This is a genomic window from Rheinheimera sp. B2H12 (genome assembly GCF_059620065.1).
In genome coordinates this window covers 1,396,404-1,409,525 of record NZ_CM184363.1, presented here as the reverse complement: position 1 = coordinate 1,409,525, position 13,122 = coordinate 1,396,404, and the positions used below count along the sequence as shown (strand labels likewise).

Sequence of the window (13,122 nt, the reverse complement as noted above, 5' to 3'; positions counted from 1 at the left end):
TTTTTTCCTTAGTAAAACGATTAACCAAATTTTTGTATTTTATAAAAACGGTGACCAGGCAGGTGATTTAACACGACCATCAACTGCCGGTAGCCTTGCTTTAAAACGACCATCCATGGATACCAGTGCCAGTACTTGTGACGAACCGTGCAAAGTACTATAGATAATCATTGAGCCATTTGGCGCAATGCTTGGTGACTCATCCAGATAAGTGCGAGTCAGCACTTGCATTTGACGGGTAGTCCTATCCATGCGCGCAATATTATACTGACCGTTAGTCCGGTTTACCATAACAATCGCTTGGCCGTTTGGAGTAAATTTACCCGCCAAATTCATTTCACCTTCAAAAGTAACACGAGTTGTCGCTTTTGTGTTGATATCAACCGAATAAAGTTGCGGATTGCCGCCTCTTTCTGAGGTAAAAATAATCGACTGACCATCAGGACTCCAATTTGGCTCGGTATCAATAGCACGGTGATTCGTTAATTTTGTCAGTGCTTTGCTGGCAATATCCATTGAATATATTTCAGTATTGCCATCTTTTGATAAAGTCATCGCCATCTTACGGCCATCCGGTGACCAGATCGGCGCACTGTTAATACCTTTAAATGATGTCAGGATACTACGACGTGCGGTATAAACATCCTGGATATAAATTTGCGACTGTTTCCGTTCAAAAGTAACGTATGCCAGTTTAGTCCCATCCGGTGACCAGGTTGGTGACATCAGCGGCTCTTTAGCGCGCAATAAAACCTGCTCGTTTTCACCATCATAATCAGCGACAATTAATTGATAGCGATATTCTTGTTTATCACGAACCAGTACGTATGCAATCTTGGTAGAAAATGCGCCACGTTCACCGGTCAGTTTTTCATAAATCGCATCACTCATGTGATGTGCATACTGCCGGAATTGTTTGCCGGTAATGGTAATCTGACTACTGTGAAGAATATGCTGGCCACCTGCAACTAACTGACCGGCAGCATTCATCATCGGCTGACCAACACCGCCATTGGCTTTTATCACATCAACCAATTCATAGCTGATGGTATAACGATCCAGGCCAACTTCTTTGACGGTGCCCATCACCACAGCTTCAATACCAGTCTTCGCCCAGACGGCAGCGTTAAACTGGCTGCTGCTCTGCGGTTGTTGCGGCATTCTCATCGCATTGACCGGATTGAACTTACCACTGCGCATTAAATCCGCAGCGACAATCTGGCTGACATTTTGGGTTGGCGGATTCTGGCCAACAAAAGAAAATGGCACTATCGCCACAGGTCTGGCGCTGTCAACACCTTCTGTAATCACAATTTCCAGCGAGGCACTGGCCTGCATTGCCACCAGTGCCGCTGTCAGTATCAGCGCTTTGTTTATCCACTTGAACATCATTGTTGTCAGCTCTCAACTTATTTTTTAAATGGTAACTTTAGCTCTCGGAACTGATCATTCAGATCAGGATCCTCTGGCATCGGAAAACGTCCAACCCGGTTAATCGCATTCACCGCGGCATTACAAACACCGGCATCACCCCCTTCAACGGTCAGGTTGGTGACAAAACCGTTACTGGCGAGCCGCAATGATATCACACACTCTTTGCCATTCATGGTGTCATCAGTAAACCAGCTTTGCCTAACCCGCTCAACAATCATCGCAATATAACGTTGTTTTTCGGTCAGCATCTGGCCCTGACGGGCCGCCCGACGTGCTTCATCCGCTTCTTCTGCGAATTCGTCCATCAGTTGCTCTTCGGCAGCGCGCTCAAGTTCCTGCTGTCGTTTACGTTCTTCCGCTTTCTTTTTCTTCAGCTCTTCGGCTTTTTTCTTTTTGGCTAATTCTTCTTGCTTTTTCTTTTCCTGTTTAGCTTTTTCTGCCGCTTTTTTCTTTTCCTGTTCTTTTTTCAGTTTCTCTTGTTCTTTTTTCAGTTTTTCTTGTTCTTTTTTTAGCTGTTCCTGCTCTTTTTTCTTTTTCAGCGCAATCTCAGCTTCTTGTTTTTTCTTTTTGGCGTCAGCTTCCTGCTTCTTTTTCACCAGTATTTCTTTTTCCGCCTGTAGCTTTTTCGCTTCTTCCCGCTTTTGCAGTTCTTCCTGCTTTTGTAATTCTTGCTGTTTTTTCAACAAGTCTTCTTCTGGCGGTTCTTCTTTTGGTGGTTCCTTTTCCTCAGGCTGTTTTTTCGGCGGTTCTTTTTTCGGTTCTTCTTTGCGGCGGGTGGCTTTTTCCGCTTCTTTTAACTTCGGATTATCGATCATACTCGCCTGTAATGGCGCGTCTGACGATGAATACAAAGGAACCACAATGACTTCTTCTTTGCTGAAGAAATTAAAATTTACAAACATCGCTAAGGCAATCAAAAAGTGAACCGAAGCCGATATTTGCAGCGCCCTTTTAAACGCTGGCTCCATGTTACTTAGACTCCACGTCTTCTGTCATCAAACCAACAGCTGGCGCACCTGCCTGTTTTAACATATTCAGCAGTTGGATCACGGAATTATAATCAACCCGACCATCTGCTTTGATAATTACCTGAGTCCCAGGTTCAATCGATAAAGAATTCATCACTTCTGCCTGCAACTGCTCAGCATTAAATGGACCTTTATTGACACCATCTTTCTCAAAATAATACAAACCTGCTTCATCAACAGTGGCAACAATGGGTGTTTTGCCATCATTCATTTGCTCAATAGGTTCAGCTTTTGATTTTGGCAACTCAACTTTCACGCCCTGGGTAATGATGGGGGTTGTTACCATAAAAATAATCAGTAACACCAACATCACATCGATATAAGGCACTACGTTAATTTCCGCCACCATGCGGCGTTTTTTCCGCACGTACATTATTGACCATCTCCGCCGCTAACTGCCTGACGGTGCAGGATATTCGAAAATTCTTCCACAAAATTCGCATATGAATTCTCTAACAACTCAACCCGATGCGAAAAACGGTTATAGGCGATAACAGCTGGAATGGCCGCGAATAAACCCAGCGCAGTTGCAATCAAGGCTTCGGCAATACTCGGAGCCACCATAGCCATGGTGGCTTGTTGCACCGCGCCTAATGCGATAAATGAATTCATGATACCCCAAACAGTACCAAACAAGCCTATATAAGGCGTAATAGAACCAACGGTTGCCAGAAATGGTAAATGCATTTCCAGTCGCTCAACTTCACGCGATAAACCAACTCGCATCGCACGTTGGGTCCCTTCCATCACAGCGCCTGGCTGTCTGGCATTGGTTTTATGCAAACGGGCAAATTCTTTAAAACCGGCTTTGAACAGTGACTCCATGCCACTGACATTGGCGCGGGCACTGACTTCGTTATATAACTTGGATAAATCCACCCCAGACCAGAAACGATCTTCAAATTTACGTGAATCTTCTATCGCCTCTTTCAACGCTTTGTTCCGCTGGATGATCATGGCCCAGGACACCACAGAAGCAGTCAGCAGGATTGCCATCACTAACTGCACCACAAAACTGGCATGAATAATCAGATCGAGAATTGAAAGTTGACCAGTCACCGCAAAACACCTCTAAAAATGTCGAATTATTACTAGCAATTTGGGCGCTATGATATTGGACAGCACCGACTAACTCAACAGCGTTACCGCTGCATTGGCAAAAATAATTCTATCCGCTGATTTTTAGCGGCTTATGGCACAGAAATAGAGAGCTTAGCTGGCAAAAAGTTCAGGTTTTACGATGAAGCTTTGATTTTTAGCGATAAGCGACAGAAACATGGGGTTTCCTAAATTAAACTTACAAAAAAGTAATCCCTGAAATTCAGTATGCATTCATCGGATCTGTGCTAAGCCAGTAAATTCATATATTACAGTTCTGCAATGTTTGATATTCAGGTTTTATGCATGATTATTCTCATTAGAAAAACTAATGAAAAAAGTCAATTTTTCTCGTTTGAAGTAATTATTCTAATTCCCTATTATATCTCTCGTGTTCTGAGCTAGCGCAACGGTGAAACGCGAGGGTGTCTCACTGTAGTAAAGATCACAGACAGTTGGGTTGTTCCAACGACCAACCGGACTGTCAGCATGTTCCCTGGATTTTTTGAAGCTCTGCTTCAACTTGTTGCATTCGCCCGCTCTTTGAGCGGGCTTTTTTTTGCTGCAATTTCTGTTTCAGAACTCGAATGCTTGACAACCCAAGCTAAAATGATTGTGCTCTGACCACCATCTACCTGCTCAGAACGCCAAAGACTCAGACTTTGCCTGATTCTGGTGGATCAAAACCAAAGTGTTTATAAGCATGAGCGGACGCAATACGGCCGCGCGGTGTGCGCTGAATAAAACCCTGCTGAATTAAAAACGGTTCTATCACATCTTCGATGGTTTCTTTTTCTTCCCCGATAGCTGCCGCCAGGTTATCCAAACCAACCGGCCCCCCCATAAATTTCTCAATAATGGCCAGTAATAATTTGCGGTCCATATAATCAAACCCCTGCGCATCAACATCCACCATCAACAGCGCTTGATTGGCAATCTCCATCGATACCTCACCATTGGATTTGACCTGAGCATAATCGCGCACCCGTCTGAGTAATCGATTGGCGATCCGCGGTGTACCGCGTGAGCGTCTGGCAATCTCGGTCGCCGCCGGCAAATCCAGTTGCAAATTCAAAAAGTGGGCTGAGCGCAGAATAATCTGCGCCAACTCATCGACTTTATAAAATTCCAGTCGTTGCACTATGCCAAAGCGATCACGCAGCGGCGAGGTTAAAGCGCCAGCCCTGGTGGTCGCGCCTACTAAGGTAAATGGCGGTAAATCCAGTTTAATCGAGCGCGCAGCTGGTCCTTCGCCAATCATGATATCCAACTGATAGTCTTCCATCGCCGGGTATAAAATCTCCTCAACCACCGGACTCAGGCGATGAATTTCATCAATAAACAACACATCATTCGGTTCGAGGTTGGTCAGTAAGGCGGCTAAATCACCCGCCTTTTCCAGTACAGGCCCAGATGTTTGTTTGATATTGACGCCCATTTCATTGGCAACGATCATCGCCAGCGTGGTTTTGCCTAAACCCGGCGGGCCAAAAATCAGTAAATGGTCCAGTGGCTCGCCCCGACCACGAGCCGCTTCGATAAAAATAGCCATCTGTTGCCGAACATGACTTTGGCCGGTGTAATCGGCAAGAGATTTTGGCCGGATCGCTCTATCGATCACTTCATCTTCCCGGCTGGCAGCCGGCGCCATTAAACGATCCGCTTCAATCATTGCAATCTTCTCTGTGTGACGCTGTAACGTCCGACTAAATCATCGATTTTAAGGCAGCTTTAATCAGTTGTTCACTGCTAAGACCGGCATGAAACACCCGTTTTACCGCCTGAGCAGCCTGCGCCTGACTATAACCCAGCGATACCAGCGCACTACAGGCATCCGCTTCCGGACTTTCTTTTAGTTCAAAACTCTGCACTTCATCTTCACCGAGCACCAGATGATCGGTGACAGGCGTCATTGACGGCAAGCCCCAATCTTTGAGTTTATCGCGCATTTCAACCAACAGCCGTTCAGCGGTCTTTTTACCAACACCGGGCAATTTCACCAGCGTGCTGATATCATCATGCTGCACACAACGCACAAACTGACTGGCGGTTAAACCTGACAGAATGGTCAGCGCCATCTTGGGTCCTATGCCATTGGCTTTGATCAATTGCCGGAACAAGCTACGCTCGGTCGGGTGAGTGAAGCCATACAATAATTGCGCGTCTTCCCGCACGACAAAATGGGTATAGAGCACTGCTTCTTGTCCAACCGCAGGTAAAGCGTAAAAACTGGTCAGCGTTAACTGCACTTCATAACCAACGCCACCCACTTCAATCAGCAGATCCGGTGCTTGTTTTTCGGCAATAATGCCTCGTAATCGACCTATCATTTTGATCCTAAAACAGTTTTATGCCTGTGATTGTTTATGTTCAGCAACAGTCCGGTTTATCTTAAGCGACCGCGGACTGTTTTGCTGGCCTGACCCGACATCGCCAGCAGACTTTGCCAGGTATGGCCATGGCACAATGCCACTGCCAGCGCATCCGCCGCATCCGCCTGCGGATTCGCCGGTAATTTCAGCAAGGATTTCACCATATGCTGCACCTGAGCTTTATCTGCTGCACCAGTGCCGACCACCGATTGTTTCACCTGCCGGGCTGAATATTCATACACCTCTAAACCGGCGACTTTGGCAGCAACGATAGCCGCGCCCCTTGCCTGCCCCAATTTCAGCGCTGAATCCGGATTACGCGCCATAAACACCTGCTCAATGGCAAACATGGTCGGTTGGGTCTGAGTAATAATCTGACTGACGCCATCAAAAATTTGTTTCAGCCTATCCGGCATTTCACCTAATGTCATCCGGATACAACCACTGGCGATATACTCAAATTTCTGGCCTTGCTGTCGAATCACGCCATAACCGGTCAAACGGCTGCCGGGGTCAATACCAAGAATAATATTCACCTGCTACTCGACCAGTGCCAACACATCATCCGCAATCTCAGCATTGTGGTAAACGTTCTGTACATCGTCAAAATCTTCTAACATATCAATTAGTTTGAAAAACTTCACCACAGTACTGGCATCAATCTCTGCTTTGGTCGAGGGTACCAGACTGACTTCAGCATGCTCAGCGGTCAAACCCGCCTGTTCCAGCGCTTCTTTTACATCGACAAAGCTTTCCGGCGTGGTCAGCACTTCAAAAGAGCCATCGTCATGCGCCAGCACATCTTCGGCACCCGCATCGAGCGCCAGTTCCATCAACAGGTCTTCATTGACGCCTGGGGCAAAACTTAACAAGCCCTGGCGATTAAACAAATACCCTACCGAACCGCTGGTGCCCAGATTACCGCCGTATTTAGTAAAGGCACTGCGGACATCCTGCACTGTTCTTTTGTGGTTATCGGTCAGGGTTTCAACAATAATGGCTACCCCATTCGGGCCATAACCTTCATACACCAGTTCTTCAAAATTCTCGCCACCACTGTCACCAGCCCCTCTTTTGACAGCTCGCTCAATCACATCCCGTGACAGGTTGTTGACCAGCGCTTTGGCAATAGCAGTTCGCAAGCGCGGATTGCCATCCGGATCCGGACCTTGTTTGGCCGCCACCGTCAGCTCGCGGATCAGCTTGGTGAAAATTTTCACCTTTTTAGCATCCTGCCGCGCTTTGCGGTGTTTCATATTGGCCCATTTACTATGACCTGCCATTGTTGTTCTCCTTGTTGGCACACCACGACCTTCGGGCCGTGGTGGTTATCACAGATAAAAACGGCGACCGAGTGTCGCCGTTATGGAATGGCAACGACCTGATGACAGCCGCAGCCTGTAGCTTGCAACCAGCGTTATTTCGCCGTTTCAGCTTTGGCGACTACGGCCACGCCTAACTCAGCGAGTTGCTGTGGATTGGCAAATCCCGGTGCATCAGTCAGTGGACATGCAGCAGTCGCAGTTTTAGGGAAAGCCATCACATCACGGATTGAGCTGGCCCCCGTCATCAGCATCACCAGCCGATCCAGACCAAAAGCCAGACCAGCATGCGGCGGCGCACCATAACGCAGTGCTTCTAATAGGAAACCAAATTTTTCGGCTGCTTCTTCATCACTGATGCCCAGTAACTGGAATACCTTCGCCTGCACTTCAGGCGTATGGATCCGCACTGAACCACCGCCTAACTCAGTGCCATTGAGGACCATGTCATAGGCATTGGATAATAAAGTGCCAAGCTCCAGCTCGCCGGTATTTTTCGCCAGGAAAGCGGCAGTGTCCAGTGGGGAAGTAAATGGATGGTGCACCGCAGAATAGCTGCCGTCATCATTTTCTTCGAACATTGGGAAGTCCACTACCCACAACGGCTTCCAGCCAGGCTGGGTAATAGCTAAATCTTCGCCCAGTTTTAACCGCAGCGCGCCCATGGCTTCACAAACGACTTTGGCACGGTCGGCACCGAAGAAAATCAAATCGCCATTTTGTGCACCAGTACGCGTTAGAATTTCTGCCACAATCTCAGCAGTTAAGAACTTAGCCACCGGCGACTGAATACCTTCCAGTCCTTGCGAGACATCATTGACTTTTAACCAGGCCAAACCTTTGGCACCATAAATACCAACAAAAGCCGTGTAAGTGTCGATATCTTTGCGCGATACTTTATCAGCCGCGCCTGGCACTTTTAACGCCACTACCCGACCTTTCGGATCGTTCGCCGGGCCAGAAAACACTTTAAAATCGACTTCTTTTAATAAGTCAGCGACGTCGACAAACTGCATTGGATTACGTAAATCCGGTTTGTCTGAACCATAAAGCCGCATCGCTTCAAAATACGTCATCCGCGGTAAAGTGCCTAAATCAACGCCCAGCATTGCTTTAAACATCGACACCACCATCTCTTCCGTCACCGCCATCACTTGCTCAGCAGTCATGAAACTGGTTTCGATATCGATCTGGGTAAATTCAGGCTGACGATCTGCCCGTAAATCTTCGTCGCGGAAGCATTTGACGATTTGATAATAACGGTCCATACCACCCATCATCAGCAACTGTTTAAACAGCTGTGGCGATTGTGGTAAGGCGAAAAACTGGCCTTTGTGGGTCCGGCTTGGCACCAGATAATCACGGGCGCCTTCCGGCGTTGCCTTGGTCAAAATTGGCGTTTCGATATCTAAAAAGCCATTGCTGTCCATAAAGTTACGCACAAAGCTAGTGACTTTAGCGCGGAATTTCAACCGGTCGCTCATCACTGGACGACGGATATCTAAATAACGATATTTTAACCGCTGTTCTTCACTGTTGTTCTGGTTAAAATCCAGCGGTAACGCCGGGGCTTTGTTCAGAATGGTTAAAGCAGAGGCATAGACTTCGACTTCGCCGGTCGCCATGTCCTGATTGATTTGTGACTCAGGTCTGGCCCGTACAGTCCCCGTGATCTGCACGCAAAACTCGTTCCGCAGCTCGGCCGCTTGCGCAAACATCTCGGTCAGATCCGGATCAAAAAACACCTGCACCAGACCTTCACGGTCGCGCAGATCGACAAAAATCAGACCACCGAGGTCACGACGACGGTTGATCCAACCGCACAGAGAAACTTGTTGCCCGACATGTTGTGCGTTCAACTGACCGCAATAATGACTACGCATGCACTGATCCTTTCTACCGGTTCTTGAGCTTAACGCTGAAAATGAGCGCCAATTATATAGAAAAGATGGTTAAAGTCACTGCCCTTGCGCAGGAATTCCCGCCTCACTGAATCGATAACAGCCTTTGCCTTGTTGTTTAGCGCTGTACATCAGGCCATCCGCTATCTGCATCATCTGTGCACTGTCAGTTGCATCATCCGGATATAAGGCGATGCCAATGCTCACGCCAACCTCAGCCTGACAGGCCGATAACAAGATAGGTCGCTCCAGGTGCTGCAGAATTTTCTCCGCCACAATAGCCGCGTCGTCTTTATCCAGCAGCGAGGTTAATAAAATGACAAATTCATCGCCGCCGAAACGAGCCACGGTATCGGACTTGCGGACGCAGTGCTGCAGCACTGCGGCCACTTTGACCAGTAATTCGTCACCGACATAATGGCCAAATTGATCATTCACCGCTTTAAAACCATCTAAGTCCAGAAACAACAACGCCAGTTTTTCCTGATGACGGGCATGTTGATGCAGCGCTTGGGTCAGTCGCTCTTCTAATAAATTGCGATTGGCCAGTTGCGTCAAATCATCGTGGGTGGCCATAAAACGCATTTTCTGTTCCATCGCCCGTCTTAGACCAATTTCGCGCCGTAGCGATAGGTTCCAGAAAAATACCAATAACAACAAAAATCCTCCAATACCAATGACCTGCAATACCAAAGTGACCACTTGCTCCCGCTCTACCCCCTGACGGATTTCAACCGAAAACCAGCGATTGAGAATTTCAGTTCTGTCAGTTTCGGTCAGCGTCTTCAGTCCTTTATTTAATATGTTTAATAACTGTGGGGCATCTTTACGCACCGCAAATAAAGTTGGGTAAGTGGGCATATCGGCTGGTAAATGCAGCCGCAGATTGCTGTTTTCGGTCTGACGCAATGCCCGACCCGAAGAAACCATGGTATCCACCACAAAACCGACCTCACCACGCTGCAACAAGTCGATGCCATGCTGCAGGCTGTCAGTAAACACCAGCTGCACTTTCGGGTAATGTTGCTGGAAATAACGCACGATCTGATAATCTTTCAGCACTGCCACTTTGCGTTCAGCTAACGCCGCCAGCCGATTGATATCTTCGCTGCTGTTATGACTAATCAAGGTCCATTGTAACGGCCAGAAGTTGTGGCTGAAACTGGCATACTGATGACGTTCCGGTAAATCAGACATGTTCGCCACCAGATCCAGCTCACCCGCTTTAAATGCTTGTTCCAGTGCCGGCCATTCCTGATAAGGCACAGCGACAAAATTTGCCCCAAGCCGCTGATTGAGCTTTTGCAGAATATCAGCGGTGACGCCACGCACCTGCCCATCTGTATCGACGAATTCCATCGGCGCCCAGTTGGCTAACACCCCGACCCGCAACTCCGCATGGCCAGATAACCATTGCTGTTCCACTGGATCCAGCGGGACATGCTGGCGAAATTTAGCAAAATAACCAAATTCAAGACTCGGCAGCCAGCGCCGTTCAATATTTTCCAGTTCATCCTGCGTCAGACTGGCAAACCCCTGGCGGATTTTTTTCTCCAGCACGCTATTCCCCTTGCGCACCAGCACATGCATTGGGCTGCTAAAACGCGGAAAATCTAATTGTCTGAGGCCATAACTCTGCTGTTGCTGTATCTGTTGCTGCATCAACAAATCTGCCGCAAAAAAGCCAGCGATATCCTTGCGTTCCAGCGCGTGCAACATCTCTTCTAACTTGGCAAAAGTCCGCACTTGTAAGGCTGGGAATTGCTTTTGCAACTGCTGGCGATAAGAGGCTGTCGCAAAGACGCCAACCGGCAAATCAACCTCGGAGAATTGTCGCAGCGGATAATTCTTCGGGTAATAAAATGACGAGCTGAAATGATAAATCTGATGCGCAGCTCTGACTTCGGTCTGCTGATCTGGCGCAACAGGATAGCCCATGTGAATATCAACCCGGCCTTGTTGCAGGCTTTTTAAACCAGCAGTGGCAGGATCCGGCACTATCGCGATCGGCGTGGCGGTTTTTTCTGACCAGAGTTGCCACAAATCCACCAGTAAACCCTGAGGGGCGCCTGTGGCGGATACATTCATCAATGGCGGATTGCCGACTGACATCGACAAGACCAGAGTTTCATCACTGCTGATGCCACTGAGCCAGCGGCGTTGTAGCTTATCCGCCAGATCCGGCGCCATCGCGGCCGCCAGACGCTGTAACTCAGTCGCCAGTTCAGGCTCTGAGTTGCGCACCGCATAGGTCAGGGCGATTTTTTGCAGTGGCAGTTTTTTAAACATTGGATAGAGCTGATTGAGCAAACTGTACTGCCGATAGCGCGGCGTCAGCCGGTCCAGGCTGATAAAAGCTTTAATATCGCCACTGAGCGCGGCATCATACATCGCCGAAGTGTGATCAAATTCGCGTAAATACAAATCCGGCAAATGCTGGCGGATAAAAGCGATGTGGCCGGAGTTTTTTACCACGCCAATCACATGTGGCTTTAACTGGTTCAGCTCACTGAGCTGTTGTAAATCACGGTGTAAAAACACATTGCTATACACTTCTGCCATCACGGGGCCAAGCAAATAATTTTGCTGCCGTGGCGGCGTGATAGCTAAACCACCAATCACATCGACAGCACCACTGTCTAATAGCTGAAAAATATCGGCCCAGTCCACGGTGACAAACTGCAATCTGAGACCAACTGGCTCGGCTAAAGCTTTCCACCAATCGACCACTAACCCGGCTGGTTGGTCCTGCTTATCCAAATACATGTAAGGGAAACTGTCATTGCTGATGGCAATCTTCAATGTTTGCAGTGTCAATGGCTGTACTGCTGAGGGCTGTACCGCGGCGGGAGCCAGATTTGCAGCGAACAGCATGGCCAGTCCTGACCATAGCAACCACAGTTGTTTCCACTTTCGTATCATAATGCTACTCTGTTGTCGGCCACATAACTGGCCGTTTCACGGCATCACAGCCGCTTATTCTGTAAACTGGTACAAGCGTCGCAGGTCACAGGTCAGGTTATGTATTTTTTAGGTTGCCCTATGTGGGCCAATGATCGCTGGCAGGGTAGCCTATATCAGCAAGGCAGTCATTCAACTACGTTTTTAGCCCAATATTGTCGTTTTTTCAATGCAGTAGAAGGCAATACCACTTTTTATGCCGATCCAACTGTACCAACCATAGCCCGTTGGGCAGAACAAAGCGCTGTAACTCAGGCAGAAAATCCGGCCAGCAGGTTTTGCTTTGATTTTAAAGTCCCGAAAAGGATCAGTCATCAGGGCGCTGGTGCCGAAGCATTAGCGCAGTGGTTACAGTTATTGCAACCGCTGCAGCAGCAGATCGGCTTTATTCATTTGCAGTTACCAGCGACTTTTAGTCCGGCGCAATTAGCCACGCTGGAACCGCTGCTCGAATGCATCCGGCGACACTATCCGTGCGCTGTCGAAATCCGTCATCCGGCATTTTTTGACAAAGCGACTGCCGAACAGGCGCTGCATCAATTACTGCGACAGTATCAGTGTGAAAGAATATGCCTCGACAGCAGGGCCTTATTTTCAGTCGCACCAGACAGCGCAGAGTTACAGGAAGCACAACGGAAAAAACCGCGGTTACCTGTGCATGTCAAAGCATTGACCGGTCAACCGGTCTTTCGGTTTATCGGACTGGATGATCTGGCGGCAAACCGGCAATTTTACCAACCCTGGCTGCAAAAAATGCTGCAATGGCTCGCGCTTGGTTACCAGCCAACGGCTTTTTTTCATACCCCGGACAACAGACTCGCCCCTCAATTAGCCCGGCAATTTGCCAGTGATTTGTTGGTACTGGGGGGGCCTTCCCATCCCGTGCTTCAGCCCTGGCCTGCCAGCACCGCAGTGGCCTCAGCCAACCAGTTGCCGTTATTTACCACTTAAGCTTGCGGCCGGTTTTGGCTGCATTTCCCGGCAAATCTGCCACGCCGACCAAGCG

General features: G+C 48.3%; 11 protein-coding genes. 1 reads left to right on the top strand and 10 read right to left on the bottom strand.

What is annotated here, in order from left to right; translation table 11 throughout:
* Nucleotides 1–39: 39 nt before the first annotated feature.
* The 10 genes from tolB to AC53GJ_RS06255 form a co-directional block, all read right to left on the bottom strand.
* Nucleotides 40–1,338 (bottom strand): Tol-Pal system beta propeller repeat protein TolB, encoded by a 1,299-nt coding sequence (gene tolB, locus AC53GJ_RS06300; protein WP_496732773.1) that lies wholly within the window; start codon nt 1,336–1,338, stop codon nt 40–42.
* A 71-nt stretch (nt 1,339–1,409) separates the two neighbouring features.
* Nucleotides 1,410–2,402, bottom strand: a complete 993-nt coding sequence (tolA, locus tag AC53GJ_RS06295) for a cell envelope integrity protein TolA (RefSeq protein ID WP_496731689.1) — start codon at nt 2,400–2,402, stop codon at nt 1,410–1,412.
* Nucleotide 2,403: 1 nt separating this feature from the next.
* The gene (gene tolR / locus AC53GJ_RS06290; protein WP_496731688.1) at nt 2,404–2,835 is read right to left on the bottom strand and encodes a protein TolR; all 432 of its coding nucleotides are present in this window, start codon (nt 2,833–2,835) and stop codon (nt 2,404–2,406) included.
* The gene (tolQ, locus tag AC53GJ_RS06285) at nt 2,835–3,521 is read right to left on the bottom strand and encodes a protein TolQ (RefSeq protein WP_496731686.1); all 687 of its coding nucleotides are present in this window, start codon (nt 3,519–3,521) and stop codon (nt 2,835–2,837) included. Before tolQ ends, tolR begins: the two co-directional genes overlap by 1 nt.
* Nucleotides 3,522–4,215: 694 nt before the next feature.
* Complete coding sequence (ruvB, locus tag AC53GJ_RS06280) at nt 4,216–5,232, bottom strand: Holliday junction branch migration DNA helicase RuvB (protein WP_496731685.1); 1,017 nt, start codon at nt 5,230–5,232, stop codon at nt 4,216–4,218.
* Between the two features lie 34 nt (nt 5,233–5,266).
* The gene (ruvA, locus tag AC53GJ_RS06275) at nt 5,267–5,890 is read right to left on the bottom strand and encodes a Holliday junction branch migration protein RuvA (RefSeq protein ID WP_496731683.1); all 624 of its coding nucleotides are present in this window, start codon (nt 5,888–5,890) and stop codon (nt 5,267–5,269) included.
* Between the two features lie 56 nt (nt 5,891–5,946).
* Nucleotides 5,947–6,468 (bottom strand): crossover junction endodeoxyribonuclease RuvC, encoded by a 522-nt coding sequence (gene ruvC / locus AC53GJ_RS06270; RefSeq protein ID WP_496731681.1) that lies wholly within the window; start codon nt 6,466–6,468, stop codon nt 5,947–5,949.
* 3 nt (nt 6,469–6,471) lie between these two features.
* Nucleotides 6,472–7,215 carry a YebC/PmpR family DNA-binding transcriptional regulator gene (locus AC53GJ_RS06265; RefSeq protein WP_496731680.1) on the bottom strand — a complete coding sequence of 248 codons (744 nt, stop codon included), beginning with the start codon at nt 7,213–7,215 and terminating at the stop codon, nt 6,472–6,474.
* 134 nt (nt 7,216–7,349) lie between these two features.
* Nucleotides 7,350–9,137: an aspartate--tRNA ligase gene (gene aspS, locus AC53GJ_RS06260; RefSeq protein ID WP_496731678.1), complete on the bottom strand. Its 1,788-nt coding sequence runs from the start codon at nt 9,135–9,137 to the stop codon at nt 7,350–7,352.
* Between the two features lie 75 nt (nt 9,138–9,212).
* Nucleotides 9,213–12,029 carry a transporter substrate-binding domain-containing protein gene (locus AC53GJ_RS06255; RefSeq protein WP_496731677.1) on the bottom strand — a complete coding sequence of 939 codons (2,817 nt, stop codon included), beginning with the start codon at nt 12,027–12,029 and terminating at the stop codon, nt 9,213–9,215.
* A 147-nt stretch (nt 12,030–12,176) separates the two neighbouring features.
* Here AC53GJ_RS06255 and AC53GJ_RS06250 point away from each other — a divergent pair, with 147 nt between their 5' ends.
* Nucleotides 12,177–13,067 (top strand): DUF72 domain-containing protein, encoded by an 891-nt coding sequence (locus AC53GJ_RS06250; RefSeq protein WP_496731675.1) that lies wholly within the window; start codon nt 12,177–12,179, stop codon nt 13,065–13,067.
* The last annotated feature ends 55 nt before the right edge of the window (nt 13,068–13,122 follow it).